This is a genomic window from Methylotenera sp. G11, assembly GCF_000799735.1.
Taxonomy (GTDB): Bacteria; Pseudomonadota; Gammaproteobacteria; order Burkholderiales; family Methylophilaceae; genus Methylotenera.
Window position 1 is genome coordinate 689,608 of sequence record NZ_JUHH01000001.1, and the last position, 17,119, is coordinate 706,726.

Genomic DNA, 17,119 nt, shown 5'->3' on the forward strand with positions numbered 1-17,119 from the left:
CGTTACAAATTAAACACGTAGCAATGACATAGTGGTGCAATCGCCTTGGGTTACAGTTTAAAGCCAGCTACTGAGTCGCGCAGCTCTTCAGCCAGCGAGTTCAGTTGGCCGACAGACTCAGCTGTCAACTTGGTACCCTGTGTCGTTTGTGTCGTAATTTCCTGAATCATCTGCATGTTGTTAGCCACCGTTTTGGCAGAATCGGTCTGCGCATTCGTAGCCGCTGAAATCGATTGAATCAGCTGCGCCAGGTTGGTAGTAACTGTTTCAATTTCATTCAATGCCTGTCCGGCAGCATCCGCAACTCGCGCACCGTCAACTACACCCTCGGTACTTTTCTCCATCGCGGCAACCGCGCCGTGCGTATCGGTCTGAATCGTCTTCACAATCGCACTAATCTGTTTGGTCGCTTCAGATGAACGTTCCGCAAGACGCTGAACCTCCTCCGCAACCACGGTAAAGCCTCGACCCGCTTCACCGGCTGATGCTGCCTGGATCGCAGCGTTCAAAGCCAGAATGTTGGTCTGTTCGGTAATGTCTGAAATCAGCTCAACGATCTCACTAATCTCTTGCGAGCTTTCGCCCAGACGTTTGATACGTTTTGAGGTTTCCTGAATCTGGGTACGGATCTCGTTCATCCCTGAGATCGTGTTCTGCACCGCCTGCGAACCCTGAACCGCAGCTTCAAGTGAGCGCTGCGCAACCTGCGCCGCCTGTGCCGCGTTGCTGGATACCTGCAGGATAGAACGCGTCATGTCGTTTACCGCGTCTGTCGTCTGGATAATCTGTGCTGACTGTGTTTCCGCAGCACTCAGCAACTGTTCTGAAGTGTCCTGCGCGACCGAAGTCGCTGACGTCACCTGTTCAGTCGCATGGTTAATCTCGGTAACCAGGTCTCGCAAGCTGTCGATCGTATAGTTGATAGAGTCAGCAATCGCGCCGGTAATGTTATCGCGCACTTCCGCTTTTACCGTCAAGTCACCGTCCGCCAGGTCACCCATCTCATCCAGCAGCTGCAAAACCGCTTCCTGGTTATCCTGGCCTTCTTTCGCGAGCTGATTGGTCAGCACAACGGACTGAGCCGTTTGTTTCTTACCGTAGAAGAACATCAGGAACACCAGCACCAAACCCAATAACAGCAAACCAACCAGCACGAACTGGATAAAACGGGTTTGCGTTTCAATCAGGGCATTATTTTCCTTCTGAATCGCGAGCGTAAAGTTATTACCGGCCTGTTTACTTGCCTCAAACGCTGCTGTCAGATCCAGCAATGGTGCAGATGCCGCAACCGTACCCAGAGGCAGGGCCGGGACATAACGCTTGTTTGCCACCTCAAAGAAATTGGAACCGGCCTGGATCACGGCCTCCAGCTCTGCCTGCAGTTTCTCGTTATCAAGGTTTTTACGCCAGTACTCTGAACGCTGTTTAAACAGGACTTCGCTATTGGCGGCGTTAGCCAGCGCCTTATCGCGCTTTTCATTGTTAAAGTTGGTCGAAGCAACATAAGCCTCGTTATAGGATGCAAACGCATCCAGCGGGAACATTGGCGGCGGATTGGTATCGGAAGTCAGGTTTTGATACTCATTCAGGATATTTGAGATCGGACCATTTACACGCACCTGGTTAATAACCCAGAAGCTCAATAACGCAAACAAGATAAACGCAACAATCTGCAGCATGAGCTGGCGGTAACCCGCAGCCAGGCTACCGGCATCAGAAGAGCTTTTCTTACTGGAGAATTTATTTTTAAAATTCTGAAATAAACCACCTACCGTAGCCCCCAGCTGCGATGGCAGGTTTTTAAAAGCTGTAAGATTTAATGCCATTTTGAACCCCAATTCCAAAAAATATTATACGTACCCTGTAACCGGCTACTCATCACCAACATTTTATAAACAATGCATTACATAATTTATCGCGACGCCACTGCACTGTTCAAACCGCAAAGAACCCAGCCTGCCTCCTAGATAGGCTGGATAAAGTTCTTATCCTGAACCAGTACTTCAGTATCAAGTTCAAACCACTCATTACCATCAACATCACTCAGCCGTTGCTTGCTGAACAACTTTTTAGATTCATCATTGCCAGGCTCAGCATGCATCTCCTGCACACTGCGCAGACCAACCAGGCCATCCACCAGCAAGGCAACCTGCGCAGTTGTTTCCGTGCTCAGCAGCATGATCCGGTTGTTAACCGATTTTGCGGTAGGCGGCATGTTCAGAAACTGCGCCAGGTCACTCACGTTATACAAGTTACCTCGCACGTTGGCGGTGCCCAGAAACCAGGGTTTAGTCAAAGGCACCGACAGGATTGGCGGAACAGGCAACACCTCTTTGACTTCATTCAAATTGATTAAAAACCTTTTTGCACCGACTACCACCCCCAAACGAGATGAAGACTCGGCACCTGAATGGTTTGCCGCATCTTTAAGTTTTGCAAGAATCGCTTCCTGGAACTCACGTAAATTTGAAGTTTTTGCCACGATTTATTAACCAATCAAAGTGGAGTATTAATTGCGCTTACTCTAGAGTTTTAATCAAAGCCAGCAACTCAGAACCTACAACCGGCTTGGTCACACAAGCTTTAGCGCCCATTTTCAACGCCCATGCCAGATCGGTTGCCTGAGACTTGCCAGTGCATAGAATCACCGGGATATTCGCAGTATCAGGATTTTTGGTCAGCGTACGTGTCACCTGAAAACCGGTTAAACCTGGCATGACAACATCACACAGAATCAGGTCAGGATGGATTTCCGCAGCTTTAGCCAGACACTCCTCACCACTCTCAGCGCCAATCACTTTGTAACCGGAGGTTTCCAGAAGCTCAGTTAAAAAGAAACGGTCTGTTGCAGAATCATCAACCACTAAAATATTTTGTATTGCCATGTTTAATCCTCTTCTTGATTTTTTCTAGATTGCGCAGCATAAACCTGCACTGCTTCCAATAATGTTTCTTGCGTAAATGGTTTGGTGAGATATTGGTCAGAACCGACCATACGTCCGCGGGCACGGTCAAACAAGCCGTCTTTGCTGGATAGCATAATGACCGGTGTTGTTTTATAGCGTGCATTTCTTTTGATGAGTGAACAGGTTTGATAACCGTCCAGCCTTGGCATCATGATGTCGACAAAAATCAAATCAGGATGTTCGTTGGATATCTTTGCCAGTGCATCAAAGCCATCCTCAGCGAGGACAACCTGACAGCCGGATGACTTAAGGAATATTTCAGCACTACGACGGATCGTATTGCTGTCATCTATGACCATGACCTTGATTGTAGACAATTGATCTGACGTCAATTTTTCTTGATTTGGCTTTTCCTGGGTCACCAGTAAGCTCCTTATAATATATGCAACTATTTATAGATATTGGTTATTTGCACTATGTTGTGAACCATTTTATATATAGTCTTAGTTAATAAGCAATACTAATTAAAATTTTATTAAAAAAATAATATTTATTCCCCATTCAGCTGTAGGGTCATTTATAATAAATATTACATTTATTTACAATTTTGTGTAACATTTATTTACAACTTTAATTGTGCAAGATAAAGTGCATACAAAAATATTATAAAAATTCTGATGTTTTAAGCAGAAATCCGAGGGGTCAGCATGATAGTAAGACAAGAGTCATTAACGGCAAAAATGACGTTAAAAGATTTACCAGCCACATCGCCACTGCCTACCGCAAACCTGGTTCTGGTGTTTGGTTCGGTTAAACGCTTTGGCGAGGCCAAGCTACAAAGTACATTAAAAGAACGTTATCCAACTGCACAAATTATCGGCTGTTCAACTTCCGGGGAAATCACTGCATCCGGCGTATTCGACGACAGCCTGCAAATCACGGCCGTTTTGTGGGAAAAAACCGTTCAACGCGTCACACACACCAAAATGTCCGGCATGCAGAATTCATTCGAAACGGCAGCAGGACTGGCCAAGCAGTTAAAAGCCGACAGCCTGAAAGCCGTGCTCGTATACTCCGATGGTCTGAACGTAAACGGTTCCGAGCTGCTGGAGGGCTTCAAAAGCGTTCTGGGCGAGGTGCCTATCATGGGCGGCATGGCCGGTGATGGTTTCAATTTCAACAAGACAGTGCAGATATTCAACGACACGGTCGGTGACGGCCTGGTGATTGCGGTTGGCCTGTATGGCAGCCATTTGATTGCCGCCACCGGCGTTGGCAGGGGCTGGAAACCTTACGGCCCGCCACGCAAAGTAACGAAATCCGAGAAGAACATCGTATTGGAACTCGACGGCAAGCCTGCCCTGCCGCTTTACAACCTTTACATTGGCGCACACTCGGCAAAAGACTTGCCGGGCAGCGGATTGAAGTTCCCGTTTGCCATCATTGAGGAAGGCAAACGCGATATTGAAAAAATCCGCACGCTATTGGCAATTGACCCAAAATCCAACAGCCTGACCTTTGCCGGTAACGTAGATGAAGGTGAAACCGTGCGCTTCTGCCAATCCACGCATGACAGGCTGGTAGAAGGCGCCGGTGATGCCGCGCACCTTGTTAAAGACAATACCAATGTCAACCAGTCCGGCTTGGCTGTGTGCGTAAGCTGTGTTGGCCGTAAAGGCGTGATGGCTGAACTGGTGGCCGATGAAGTGAAACTGGTACAGCAGATCCTGGGCAACCAGACTGCGATCACCGGTTTCTATTCATACGGTGAATTTGCCCCGCGTCCGGATACCAGCGACAGTGTGCTGCACAACCAGACCATGACGATTGGCTACCTCAGCGAAAATCTGATTTAAAACACAAAAGACCCCACTAAAACAAAGGGTTATATTTAGCATGAATCCTCATACGCTCAGTGCAAACTGGGCGTTTTTGTTTTATGATGTGCGTATCCGCGGCTTCAGGGCCGATATTACAACACTCAACAACAAAGGATCACGCATATGACAAACACAGTTACCCTCAAAGGCGGACCAGTCGACATCGGTGGAAATTTCCCACAAAAAGGCCAGACCGCACCTGACTTCAATTTAGCTGACAAAACACGTACCGACGTAACACTGGCCAACTTTGCCGGCAAACGCAAAGTGTTGAATATTTTCCCTAGCATCGACACCCCGACCTGCGCGACTTCAGTGCGCACTTTCAACCAGCAGGCAGCCAGCCTGAACAACACGGTCGTACTGTGCATTTCTGCTGACCTGCCTTTTGCACAAAACCGCTTCTGCGCAGCGGAAGGTATTGAAAATGTAGAGACGCTTTCAACATTCCGCAATACAGCGGCATTTGCCGAAAGCTATGGCGTGGCGATCAAATCAAGCAGCCTGGCAGGCCTGACCACCCGTGCGGTCGTCGTACTGGATGAAAACAACAAGGTTCTGCACAGTGAACTGGTTGCAGAAATCACGGAAGAACCAAACTACAATGCGGCTTTAGCTGTTTTGTAATCAACCAGGCACAGTAATAAACGCCTGACAATATAGACTTCCGGCAATAAAAAAGACCAGCATGCAGCTGGTCTTTTTTATTGCCGGGCTTAAATTAATCTTCGCTGTAAGCCGTGTATTTGGCATTGCTGCCGCGTGCTTTATCCGCCGGGTATTTCTTGGCATTCAGGTCAATTTTCTGATTCGCAGCCGCAATCAGGTCAATCTTCAGCACTTCGGCAATACGCAGCAGGTACACGAAAGTATCCGCCAGTTCATGGCTCACCGCCTCGCGCTTCTCAGGGCTCAATTGCTGGCTCTCCTGCGCGGTATCCCACTGGAACTGTTCTACCAGCTCCGCAGCTTCCACGATCATCGCCATTGCCAGGTTTTTAGGGGTGTGGAACTGCGCCCAATCGCGCTCAGCCACAAAGTGATTAATACGCGCCGTCAGCGCCTGCAGTGAATCATCCATCATTTCTTTCCTTACGATTTGAACCAGCCACCATTTTAATCTCGAACAGACGGCACTCCAATGGCCCGTTAAACAACGGGGTGCGTTTGCTGGGGGTGAGCCGCATCAGTTTGGGCATGCGTAAATCGTTAGTCAGGAAATAAGCATTCCAGCCGGCAAACCTGCGTTTTAATGCTTCCCCCATTTTCGGGTAGAGTATCGCCAGCTCTTCATCTTCACCGATACGCACCCCATATGGCGGATTGGCCACAAGCACGCCGCTATCGGCCGGCGGCACCACATTGACCATGTCGACATGCGCCACCTGCACTGCCTCCAGCAGGCCTGCTGCTTCAAGATTCTGCTTGGTTACGCGCACTGCGCGCAGATCCATATCGGAGCCATATATCTTCTGGAACGATACATTTTTAACCTTGCCCAGTGCCTGGTTCCTGATTTTCTTCCAGGTATCAGACTCAAAAGTCCTGAGCTTCTCAAAACCGAAGCTGCGTTTTAATCCGGGCGCAATATCAAGCGCTACCATGGCGGCTTCAAGCAGGAACGTCCCGCTGCCGCACATTGGATCAAGAAACGGCTGCCCTGGCTGCCAGCCGGATAATTTCAAAATGCCTGCCGCCAGGTTCTCGCGCAGCGGCGCTTCAATACTGGCGCCGCGGTTGCCGCGCTGATACAGGGCTGCACCGGAGGTATCCACATAAAATTGATACTCATCTACGGTTAAATAAGCATGGATGCGCACCGCCGGGGTTTTGGTATCGATGTAAGGCCTGCTGCCTACAGCCTGCCTGAATTTATCGCACACCGCATCCTTGATCTTCAAGGTGGCAAATTCCAGGCTCTTGAGTGGGCATTTCACGCCTGTCACCTTCACCATGAAGTCATGCTTGACCTCGAACCATTGCGGCCAGTTAAGCTTATAGGCAGCGTTGAACAGGTCGTCCTCATTCGCATATTTTCCGCGCCCTACCTGCCATAAGATACGCGTAGCAATGCGGGAATGCAGATTAGCGGCATAACACACCGCCCAATCACCATCAAAGCTTACACCGCCATCGGTGACCTTGATGGATCTGGCGGCAACTTTTTGCAGCTCATCTGCAAGCAACTGCTCCAGGCCGCGCGGGCAAGTTGCAAAATATCGGTTTGGGGCATGCTGGGCCATAAATTAACGATCACTTTTCATAAAAATTCGGTTACTGGTACTGTCGTTGTGTTCCGCCAGCTTTTCTACAAACTGCAGGAACTCAATCTTGTGTGTTTTTTCCAATTCTTTTGCACGCAGGCGCAAGCTATTGATACGCAGATCTGCCGGCTCACGCTTAAAGCCGAACACGGCGATATTGCCAGGCCTGCCTGTGGGCAGGATCAGCGCTTTTCCGGAAAAACTTTGCTCGATCCGGTTCAGGTAAACATCAAAGTGTTTATCGCTGCCCCATAAATTAATCACCAGAATACCATCATACCTGAGGGAATCCGCACATTGATCAAAGAAGTCCTGGCTGCAGAAATCAGGCGGTATGCCATTGCTGTCAAAAGCATCGATCATCAGCACATCGGCCACTTCTTTATGTTCAGCCAGGTACTGCAGGCCATCCGCTTCAATCACTTGCAGCCGCTCATCATTTTCCGGCACACAGAACTGATTACGCGCAACCTGGATGATCCTCGGATTGATTTCAATGACCTTGCTTTCGATTTCGGGGCAGTACGCATGCACATATTTTGCAATGGAGCCGCCGCCCAACCCAATCGTCAGCAGATGCCGGACGCTATGGTGAAACAGCAGGAAACACATCATGCCGCGCGTATAAGCCAGTTCGAGCGCTAACGGATCCCTGATGCGCATGGCACTCTGTATAGTTGCAGATCCTAGATGCAGGGCGCGCACGCCATCCAGCTCACTCACATCAACGGCTTCATCCGCCGCTGAAGTCTGCGTCATGCCCCGCAGCAAATGCTTAGCAACCCGGAACACTACGCAGCCTCCCCTTCACTCATCGGGTCAGCATCATGCGTTTGATGGATACCTGGATCGGCTGCGCTGTCATTGGAAACTTGGGCATCAGTAACGGTAGCATCGGCTTCCGTTACTGTCATATCCATCGCCTCCCCTTCAGCATCATCCAGCACCAAAGGCTGCACGGGCTCTTCCTCAAGCACGCGCTGGAATTTTGTCCGCAAATCCATCATCAGCGTATCGACATCCTGCACCAGCAGACTCACGCGCGTACCGGGCTTAAGCTCCGGCATGCCATAAACCTTGGTCATATACGGCAGGTTGTCCAGTCGCACCAGGTTCTCACGCCAGACCGTAGCGTGAATCTCCTGAATACCTTCCTGAACCAGGTATTGCAGGCACCAGTAGCGCTCCATCCGGATCTGGAACTCGCTATAGGCTTTATAAGTCAGTTCGAAGTTACGCATATGCGATGTCAGGGCATCACTTTTCTGCGGATAGGCAGGTGCTGCATTCTGCACCACGCTGATGATCTGGCGCTGGTTAATCAGGTCTACCGCACGGCGCAGCGGTGAAGTACTCCAGCTATATTGGGCAACGCCCAGGCCTTGATGCGGTTCAGGCCTGGTGGTCATGTAAACCTTGCCGCCCATCTGCGCCCGGTACAGTCCTGGCACCTCATGCGCCGCAAGCAGCGCACCCCACTGGCTATTGGCCTCAATCATGAGTTCCGCCACCACTTTATCCATAGGCGAACCACGGCGGCGGCTGACGATACTGATCTTGTCATCATTGACATAAAAATTGTAATCAACCTGCGGCGGCTTGGTCGGGTCATATTTGCCACGGGCTTTTTCCAGTGACTCCGCAAGGTCGAACAGGAAACGCAGCCGGCCCCAGTAAGGATGGCCACTGTCAGCCTCAAGCGTATTTTCGTTAAAGAATGGCTCCAGTGAGTCATGACGCAGATTATCTGCGATTTTAATGCGCTCAACTTTACTGTTGCGCTGCAGTACCGTCATATCAGGCGCAACATCCAGGTATAACGACAATACCGGCTTGATCTCGCCTGCATCAAGGCTGAACGGCCTGATGGTGGATTCGGGCAGCATCGTGATTTTATGCCCCGGCATATAAACCGTGGATAAACGGTACATCGCCTCCTTATCCAGCGGGCTGTCGACCGGAATGCCCAGCGCCGGCGCTGAAATATGGATGCCGACCCTGGTAATGCCGTCAGCCAGCAGCTGTACTGACAATGCATCATCAATCTCGGTAGTCGTGCTATCGTCAATACTGAATGCTTCAACCTCTGCCAGTGGCAAATCATCGGGCGCAACGGGAATCTCATCCGTGCTGAAATCCGTGCCTTTGGCGAAATACTCTCGCAGGAACGCTCCAAGGTGATAATCGTGTATGGAAGGGATAGCACCGCAGGCATGCAGCAGCTTGATGTGATTCAGGTGCAGGGCTCCGGCGGCGGCATCCAGCGTTTTATATTCAAATGCGTTCTTATCCGGCTCGTACATCAGCATATCAAGTTTCTGCATCAGCTCATCAGGCATGCGATGCGCCTTGAGCTGCTCGACATAACTCGCCATCTTTTCTGCCAGCAGGCGTTTTTTCTCAAGTCCGGCCAATGCGGCTTTTAATATTTCGGCAGGTGCAGCCTTGTAGCGTCCCTTGCCCTTACGATTGAAATAGACAGGAGCGCTATGCAGCTTGATCGCAATCGCGGCAGCCTCCGTCGGTGCGGGTTTACGGCCATAATACTCGGCAGCGAACTCTTCAAAGCCAAACTCCGGTTCGCTGCAGCATTCCCACAGGAAATCAAGATCCAGTGTCTCGGCTTCAGTATTGGCGGCTTCCAGAAACCCGGCTACCGGCACTTCAAAACGCATCAGCACATTATTCGCCTTGAGCTTGCTGCGTTTACCGCTTGCAGATTCTATTTGCATAGAACCCTGCGTTTCGGTCATGATAGAGGCAACTTTAAAATTGCCGTCTTCTTCAAAAAATACATTCATACTGTGCCATAAATTAAAATTTGTGACATTTTACCTTGTATTTAGGGCACTTCTATAAATTCAAATTGCTAAATTAGACAAGGCGCGAATAAAAAATCAGGACGCGGTATATATTGATATATAAGGACTAATTTTTTATGAGCAACGCAGTATCATGACGGAATTTTAATTTATAGAAGTGCCCTTTAGCAGATTCCCTTTGAATAAAACCAAACTACATTATGGATAATCGAATCCCCGTTACCCTGCTCACCGGTTTTTTAGGCAGCGGAAAAACAACACTGCTGAATAAACTGCTGCACAACCCCGCCATGCGCGACACTGCCGTCATCATCAACGAACTTGGCGATGCCGGCCTGGACCAGATTTTTGCCAACAGCAACCTGGCTCAAAACATTGAAAGTGAACATATCGCAGACAATACCGTGCTGCTCAGCTCCGGCTGCCTGTGCTGCTCACTTAAAAACGAACTCGCAGACACCATGCGCGACCTGTTTTTCAAACGCGCGCTGCAGGCGATTCCGAAGTTCAAGCGCCTGGTGATTGAAACAACAGGCATGGCAGACCCTGGGCCGATACTGGCTAATCTCATGAATGAACCGGTCATCGAATCCGTGTACAGGCTGGATGCGGTTGTGGTCACCATAGACAGCGTTTACGGCCTGCAACAGCTCACGGCAAATCAGGAAGCGCTTAAGCAGGCTGCCGTTGCTGACGTATTGCTGCTGACGAAACCCGACCTGGCCAGCGATACCCAAGTCAATGACCTGGCACTGAAACTGAGTGCCATCAATCCGGGCGCGACCCAGCACAGGGTGGTTCATGGCGATATCGACCCTGCATTCATTATTGATGCCGGTTTATTCAACATTGCAACCAAACAGGCAGAACCGCAGCGCTGGCTGCGCGCACCGGTGAAAAACAACCTGCCGAAAGGCACGCTGCCGCAGAAGACGCATGATGATGAAATCAAAAGTTTCACCGTCACCATGCCCACCGCCCTGAAATGGCGTGAGCTGAAACCAGTGATTTTAAAACTATGCCAGACACATGGTGAAAAACTACTGAGGTTAAAAGGTATTATCCATGCGGATGACCAGCCGGCGCCACTGGCAATCCATGCGGTACATTTCACGCCCTATCCGCCCACGCTGCTTGAAGGCTGGTCAGAAGCTGAACCAGACTCGCGCATTGTGATTATCGGTAAAGGCCTGGATGAACTGGAAATCAGGAAAATATTAATGCAGGTTTAATGCCTGACCATGACAAATTTTCCGGCAGATATGCTGTCATAATTGCAGTGTGCAGGGTCAATGAGCGCAATGGGGAATGGCAATGAGCTTTTACGAAAAAGGACAGGCTGAGAAATTCATGCGATATGCCATTGCGCTTGGACGCAAAGGCATGGAAGCCGGCGACGGCGGGCCGTTTGGCGCAATCATCGTTAAAGACGGGAACATCATAGGCGAAGGCTGGAACCGCGTGCTTTCGTCCAAAGACCCGACCGCGCATGGTGAAATCGTTGCGATCCGCGATGCCAGCAAACACATTCAATCCTACGACTTAAGTGGCTGCGAGCTTTACACGAGCGGCGAACCCTGCCCGATGTGCCTGAGCGCCATCTACTGGGCTCGCCTGGATCGCGTATTTTACGGCTTCAGCATACAGGCTGCTGCGACGGCGTTATTTGATGATCAATTGATCTTTGAAGAACTGGGCAAAGCACCAGTTCAGCGCCGGATCCCCGAAATCCAGCTTCTTGAAGCAGAAGCATTAAAAACACTGGAAGACTACGTAGCCAATCCCAAACGCATCATTTACTGAGACTCAAGTGCCAGTTCTACTCAGGTGTATTGATCCAATCCGGTTATTTTCACTGCCCGCAATGGTTGGGATGCCGGGGTTTGATCGCGCTGTTCTGGCTTGGCTTGCGCTGGGTCGGCCTTACGGCCAGGCCGGGCTGCAAAGGTGATTTTTTCCAGTTCGGTTTAAGCGGCGTCATGCCGGCCACTCGCTTCTTGGCCACGATAAAATACACACCGCCCATAAATGGCAGCCAGCGATTGCCGAGTTTATGCATAAACCGGAAACGCTGCCGCCATGTTTCCTGCTCAAATGGTGGAATATGGCAGCAGGTTTCTACGGACAGGACTTCAAACCCCAGTAAAGTCAGCCAGTCTTTCAAACGGGCAAGCCCGATAAACCTGCTGTTCCATGGATAGGTTCGGGTACAGCATCGGCCTGAAACTATATTTTTCAACCCCAGTGCCAAACCCCACAGGCTCAGCGGATTAAACCCGGATATCAGCAAGTGCCCTTCCGGAATCATGACGCGCTCAGCCTCTCGCAGCGTCTGGTGAGGACGCTCACTGAATTCAAGGCGATGCGGCAACAGCAGCAGATCCAGGCTGGTATCGGCTATTGGCAGAAAGTCATCGCAGCACTGCAGGTCAACTCTGGCTGCTGCGTCAGCAAAGTCTGAAGATACATAACGATAGGCAACACGCGAATTACGCAGCAGGTCCATCTGCGGGCAGCCCATCTGCAAGGCATTGAAGCCGAACAAATCGACTACAGCCTGGTCATACAGGGGTTGCTCCTCCTGCTGCAGGTAGTGTCCCAGCGTACTGTCAAACCACGCATGGCGGGCATCATTCACTTGCTGTTGATTCGGCTGCTCACTCATTACAAGGGTATTATTCCAATATAACGCAATATTCAGTAAAAAAATTGAAACCTTTTGCCAGATAATAGACGATATGCAACATCAAATACAAATTATTCCGGTACCGGCTTTTAATGACAACTACATCTGGCTGATCCACAACGGCGTCAAAGCCGTGGCTGTTGATCCGGGCGACGCTGTGCCATTGCTCAGCGTATTGAATGCACAGAGCCTGGAACTGGAAGCGATCCTGATCACGCATCATCACCAGGACCACATCGGCGGTGTTGATGCGCTGCTCAGCAAGTTTCCCGATGTCCAGGTATTCGCACCAAGACTGGAACGCTACCACTTCCGGCACGTGCCTGTCAGCGAACCCGACAAGTTCAGATGTACCGGCTGGCTAACAGAAATCAAAGTGCTGGACGTACCTGGCCACACCCTTGGCCACATTGCTTTTTATATGGAACATGCCGGTAAAAAGTGGCTGTTCTGCGGCGATACGCTGTTTGGTGCCGGTTGCGGCCGGCTGTTTGAGGGCACCCCGTCACAGATGCTTGCCTCGTTGCAGAAACTGGCGGCGCTGCCACCGGAAACACAGGTATTCTGCACGCATGAATACACGCTGCAGAATATCGACTTTGCATTATCCATAGAGCCGGACAACGAAGCGCTGGCCAGAAGACAGCAAGAGACTGCCGCCATGCGCAAAGCGCAATTGCCCAGCCTGCCGTCTACGATCGCACTGGAACTGGCAACCAATCCATTTCTGCGTTGCGAATCAAAACAAATCCAGCTGTCAACGCACTTGCCAAACCAGCCGTTACTTCAGGTTTTCACAAAAGTTAGAGAGCTAAGAAACTCTTATTAATCATAGTGTTATGATTAATATATAAAGTAATTTGCACTGGAATTTTACTTGACTTTACAAGCATCTATTCGTTACCATGCTGCTACCTTATGATTTACAGCGTACCCATGGAATTTCTATTGATTTGCGCATTGATCATTTCAATAAAAATATCCTGCGTCCCACTTGAATGAAATCTTCCAGCATCAAATTATCAGTTCTCTCCTCAATATTGCTTGGCAGCAGCCTGCTGGCCAGCAAGCCACTGCATGCTGAATCCAACGTTGTCAGCAATGTACAAGGTGATGAGATCATCATCTACTCCGATGAAAGCTTTAAACCGGCGCTGCGCGACATGGGCAGCCCAGGCAACGGCCAGAACGATTATTCCCAGAAAAACAGCGACAGGAAAAACACAAGCCCTTTATCCAATGCCGCGCCGACATATAACAGCAGCCCGATTTATAACAGCGGTGATGGCGTCATGCCGAAAAGCCCACGTGATGACAGGATCACCAAGGTACTTGATTTAACGATCCCCCCGAACGATACCTACCAGAATACACTGCCCCAGGTCGAAAGGGATGACTTGTGGCAGCGCATCAAGAACGGGTACGCCATGCCGGAATCGACATCCAGCCTCACGCAGAAGCACGAGCAATGGTATAGCTCACGCCCTGACTATGTTAAGCGCATGGTTGAACGCAGCCAGAGATACCTGTTCCATGTCGTGGAAGAAGTGGAAAAACGCGGCATGCCTACTGAAATTGCGCTGCTGCCCATGATTGAAAGTGCTTACAACCCCAAGGCCTACTCTACCAGCCGTGCTTCAGGCATCTGGCAATTCGTGCCGTCCACAGGCAAATATTTCGGCCTGAAGCAGAACTGGTGGTTTGATAACCGCCGCAATATTACATTTGCGACCGACGCCGCACTGACTTACCTGCAGAAACTGCATGCCATGTTCGGTGCATGGGACCTGGCGCTGGCCGCATACAACGCCGGTGAAGGGACTGTATCGCGCGCAATTGAACGCAACCGCAGGTTAGGCCTGCCTACGGATTACGAAAGCCTGAACCTTCCGCCAGAAACCAGGAACTACGTACCCAAGCTACAGGCGGTCAAAAATCTCATGACCAACCCCGGCAACTATGGCCTCAATATCCAAACCATCGCCAATACCCCCTACTTTGCCAAAGTGACTGCCCCGGCACAGATAGATGCACACCTGGCGGCCAAGCTGGCTGAGATCAGCGATGAAGAGTTCCTGGCATTGAACCCCAGCTTTAACCGCCCGGTCATTACCAACGAGAACAAGAACGTGGAATTGCTATTGCCTATAGTGGCGGCACAGAACTTCAGGACCAACCTTGAAAACTACAATAAACCGCTGGTGAGCTGGAAAACCTATTTTGCAAAGAAAGGCGAACGCCTGGAAAAAATTGCGGATAAGTTTGGCATTCATGTCAGCAAGCTGCGTGATGTGAACGATCTGCCGGCTCAAAGCAAAATCAAGAAGACCGCGACTATCCTGGTCCCCAACGGCAACCGTACGGACTTCAAGGCAGATGGCAATAATGCTGCCGGCACACCAGAAACCGCTTTGCAAAGTACAGATACGGATTTTTCCGCCAACCCGGAACATGGCGCCGCCAATATCAATCTAGCCGACAGTGAAGATGGTTCGTTCAGCAGCGAATCAGGTGATGAAAATGAACCAAAAGAAAACCGCAGCGTCAGACATAAAGTTAAAAAAGGCGAGGTCATGGCGACTATTGCCAAGCGCTATGGCGTTAGCGTCAAGCAGATCATGGCCGCCAACTCACTGAAAACAAGCCGGGTAAAAACCGGCCAGGTGCTCAACATCAATGCTGCCGAAAACAGCAGTACAAAAACAAATAAAACAAATGATGCTAAAAAGACACAGTCTTATATCGTGAAACGTGGTGATACGCTGCATAGCATCTCCCAGAAGTTCGATGTTACAGTTGCAGACCTGAAGCGCTGGAACAAAAAATACAGCAGCCACATCCAGCCCGGCAACAAACTTACCATTAAACAATCTGATGCCTCTTAAATAAAAATATCAAAATGACAAACGCACTTTCGAGCTTTACTCAATCAGCTTCAATTGTTCTTGTCACCTTAATCATTTCCGCTTGCGGCTCTTCATACAATCCGGCTGCAACCAGCCAGGATTTATCCAAGCCTTATCCAAGCGAGGCCGGCGGCACCCTGATCAGCGCAATGACCGCAGAGCCCAGCGGCTTGATCTCGATGATTGCCGGCGAATCAGCATCATCGGCCATCAGCTCGAACATCTTCAACACGCTGCTCAAGTATGATAAAAACCTCGAACTTGAAGGTGAACTGGTCAAAAGCTGGGAAATTTCATCCGACCAGAAAACGATTACTTTCAGGCTGAAATCCGGCCTGAAATGGGCTGACGGCAAACCGTTAACGAGTGCGGATGCTTTATTTACATGGCAAGCCGTGACCGACGACAAAACAGCGAGCCCATACGCCTCTGACTTCCAGCTGGTTAAAAAAGCCGAAACACCAGACCCGCTCACATTTACCGTGACATACGCCCAAGCTTACGCACCGGCACTGGATAGCTGGGCAGGATTGCAGATACTGCCTAAGCATCTGCTGCAAGGCCAGGATTTACACACCACTTCATTTGCACGCAACCCGGTAGGCAGCCATTACTACAAACTAGATCGCTGGACCCATGGCGAAAACCTGAAGCTATCCAGGAACCCTAACTCGGTGCTGGGCCAGGCCAAAATCGACCAGCTGATTACGCGCATTATTCCGGATAATTCAGCCCAGTTCCTCGAACTGATGGCCGACAACATTGATTATATGGGCCTCGACCCGATTAAATATTCGCGCATTATTCCGTCACGCCCGGCATTACAGCAAAAACTCGCGCTTTACAAAGAGCTTGGCAATAGTTATACCTACATGGGTTTCAATCTCAAACACAAACCCTTTGATGACGTCCGTGTACGCCGCGCCATTAACTATGCAATCGATAAACAGGAAATCATAGACGGCGTATATCTGGGCCTGGGCATCAATATCGCCTCCCCGTACAAACCAGGTACACGCTGGAGCAACCCCGCGCTCACCCCCTACCCTTACGATCCGGCCAAAGCGCGGCAACTGCTTAAGGAAGCCGGTTTTTCCGACACGGATGGCGACGGCATACTGGACCGCGATGGCAAGCCTTTTGCGTTTGAAATCATCACCAACCAGAACAAGGAACGTGAAAAGTCAGCCGTATTGATCCAGCGCCGCCTGAAAGATATCGGGATTGATGTCAAAATCCGCGCCATTGAATGGGCAAGCTTTATCAGCCGCTTTATTAAAACCGGAGATTTTGATGTAGTCGTGCTTGGCTGGGGCCTGGGGCTTGATCCTGACCAGTTCAATATCTGGCATTCTAGCCAGCAGGCGCCGGGGCAGTTTAATTTTATCGGCTACCATAATCCGGCAGTGGATCAATTGCTGGAACAAGGCCGACTTGAACTCAACCCTGATAAACGCATGAAGATCTATCATGAATTCGCACGCGTGTTACTGGAAGACAGCCCGATCGTATATTTATCCGCCGGCTATGGCCTCACTGCCATCCATAAACGCGTAAAAGGTATTGATGACCCAGCCCCTCCGGCCGGCATTGGTCACAACTCCCAGGATTGGTATATTCCACAGCCGCTCAGGCGTAACGAAATAAGTCAGTAA

16 protein-coding genes are annotated in these 17,119 nt (G+C 50.1%); 7 read left to right on the top strand and 9 right to left on the bottom strand.

From position 1 onward, the window contains the following. Nucleotides 1-50: 50 nt before the first annotated feature. From GQ51_RS03050 to GQ51_RS03065, 4 genes are all read right to left on the bottom strand, one after another. Nucleotides 51-1,826: a methyl-accepting chemotaxis protein gene (locus GQ51_RS03050; RefSeq protein WP_047549629.1), complete on the bottom strand. Its 1,776-nt coding sequence runs from the start codon at nucleotides 1,824-1,826 to the stop codon at nucleotides 51-53. Nucleotides 1,827-1,963: 137 nt separating this feature from the next. Beyond that, complete coding sequence (locus GQ51_RS03055) at nucleotides 1,964-2,482, bottom strand: chemotaxis protein CheW (protein WP_047549632.1); 519 nt, start codon at nucleotides 2,480-2,482, stop codon at nucleotides 1,964-1,966. 37 nt (nucleotides 2,483-2,519) lie between these two features. Beyond that, complete coding sequence (locus GQ51_RS03060) at nucleotides 2,520-2,885, bottom strand: response regulator (protein ID WP_047549636.1); 366 nt, start codon at nucleotides 2,883-2,885, stop codon at nucleotides 2,520-2,522. A 2-nt stretch (nucleotides 2,886-2,887) separates the two neighbouring features. Next, nucleotides 2,888-3,265, bottom strand: a complete 378-nt coding sequence (locus tag GQ51_RS03065) for a response regulator (protein ID WP_052177669.1) — start codon at nucleotides 3,263-3,265, stop codon at nucleotides 2,888-2,890. A gap of 348 nt (nucleotides 3,266-3,613) precedes the next feature. On the opposite strand from GQ51_RS03065, the gene GQ51_RS03070 reads away from it, so the two are divergent. After that, nucleotides 3,614-4,762: an FIST signal transduction protein gene (locus GQ51_RS03070; protein ID WP_047549639.1), complete on the top strand. Its 1,149-nt coding sequence runs from the start codon at nucleotides 3,614-3,616 to the stop codon at nucleotides 4,760-4,762. A 147-nt stretch (nucleotides 4,763-4,909) separates the two neighbouring features. Next, nucleotides 4,910-5,413 carry a thiol peroxidase gene (gene tpx, locus GQ51_RS03075; protein WP_047549642.1) on the top strand — a complete coding sequence of 168 codons (504 nt, stop codon included), beginning with the start codon at nucleotides 4,910-4,912 and terminating at the stop codon, nucleotides 5,411-5,413. Between the two features lie 94 nt (nucleotides 5,414-5,507). Here the strand turns inward: tpx and GQ51_RS03080 are convergent, their stop codons facing one another. From GQ51_RS03080 to GQ51_RS03095, 4 genes are read right to left on the bottom strand one after another with little or no spacing between them, the layout of a single operon-like run. Beyond that, nucleotides 5,508-5,867 carry a nucleotide pyrophosphohydrolase gene (locus GQ51_RS03080; protein WP_047549645.1) on the bottom strand — a complete coding sequence of 120 codons (360 nt, stop codon included), beginning with the start codon at nucleotides 5,865-5,867 and terminating at the stop codon, nucleotides 5,508-5,510. After that, the gene (locus GQ51_RS03085) at nucleotides 5,860-7,029 is read right to left on the bottom strand and encodes a THUMP domain-containing class I SAM-dependent RNA methyltransferase (RefSeq protein ID WP_047549648.1); all 1,170 of its coding nucleotides are present in this window, start codon (nucleotides 7,027-7,029) and stop codon (nucleotides 5,860-5,862) included. The genes GQ51_RS03080 and GQ51_RS03085 overlap by 8 nt, the downstream gene beginning before the upstream one ends. Nucleotides 7,030-7,032: 3 nt before the next feature. Beyond that, nucleotides 7,033-7,842: a polyamine aminopropyltransferase gene (locus GQ51_RS03090; RefSeq protein WP_047549651.1), complete on the bottom strand. Its 810-nt coding sequence runs from the start codon at nucleotides 7,840-7,842 to the stop codon at nucleotides 7,033-7,035. After that, nucleotides 7,842-9,851 carry a ribonuclease catalytic domain-containing protein gene (locus GQ51_RS03095; RefSeq protein ID WP_052177670.1) on the bottom strand — a complete coding sequence of 670 codons (2,010 nt, stop codon included), beginning with the start codon at nucleotides 9,849-9,851 and terminating at the stop codon, nucleotides 7,842-7,844. Before GQ51_RS03095 ends, GQ51_RS03090 begins: the two co-directional genes overlap by 1 nt. A 221-nt stretch (nucleotides 9,852-10,072) precedes the next feature. Here GQ51_RS03095 and GQ51_RS03100 point away from each other — a divergent pair, with 221 nt between their 5' ends. Further along, a complete protein-coding gene (locus GQ51_RS03100) occupies nucleotides 10,073-11,104 on the top strand; it encodes a CobW family GTP-binding protein (protein WP_047549654.1) in 1,032 nt (343 codons plus the stop codon). 82 nt (nucleotides 11,105-11,186) lie between these two features. Further along, entirely contained in the window at nucleotides 11,187-11,675 is a 489-nt protein-coding gene (locus tag GQ51_RS03105; protein WP_047549657.1) for a nucleoside deaminase, read from the top strand. 49 nt (nucleotides 11,676-11,724) lie between these two features. On the opposite strand, the gene GQ51_RS03110 is transcribed toward GQ51_RS03105, so the two are convergent. After that, on the bottom strand, nucleotides 11,725-12,537 hold the full coding sequence (locus GQ51_RS03110; protein ID WP_047549658.1) for a methyltransferase domain-containing protein: 813 nt from the start codon (nucleotides 12,535-12,537) through the stop codon (nucleotides 11,725-11,727). Between the two features lie 73 nt (nucleotides 12,538-12,610). Here GQ51_RS03110 and gloB point away from each other — a divergent pair, with 73 nt between their 5' ends. The 3 genes from gloB (at nucleotide 12,611) to GQ51_RS03125 (ending at nucleotide 17,119) form a co-directional block, all read left to right on the top strand. Then, complete coding sequence (gloB, locus tag GQ51_RS03115; RefSeq protein ID WP_047549661.1) at nucleotides 12,611-13,387, top strand: hydroxyacylglutathione hydrolase; 777 nt, start codon at nucleotides 12,611-12,613, stop codon at nucleotides 13,385-13,387. Between the two features lie 169 nt (nucleotides 13,388-13,556). Beyond that, nucleotides 13,557-15,443, top strand: a complete 1,887-nt coding sequence (locus tag GQ51_RS03120) for a LysM peptidoglycan-binding domain-containing protein (protein WP_052177671.1) — start codon at nucleotides 13,557-13,559, stop codon at nucleotides 15,441-15,443. A 14-nt stretch (nucleotides 15,444-15,457) separates the two neighbouring features. Further along, complete coding sequence (locus GQ51_RS03125; protein ID WP_200884388.1) at nucleotides 15,458-17,119, top strand: peptide-binding protein; 1,662 nt, start codon at nucleotides 15,458-15,460, stop codon at nucleotides 17,117-17,119.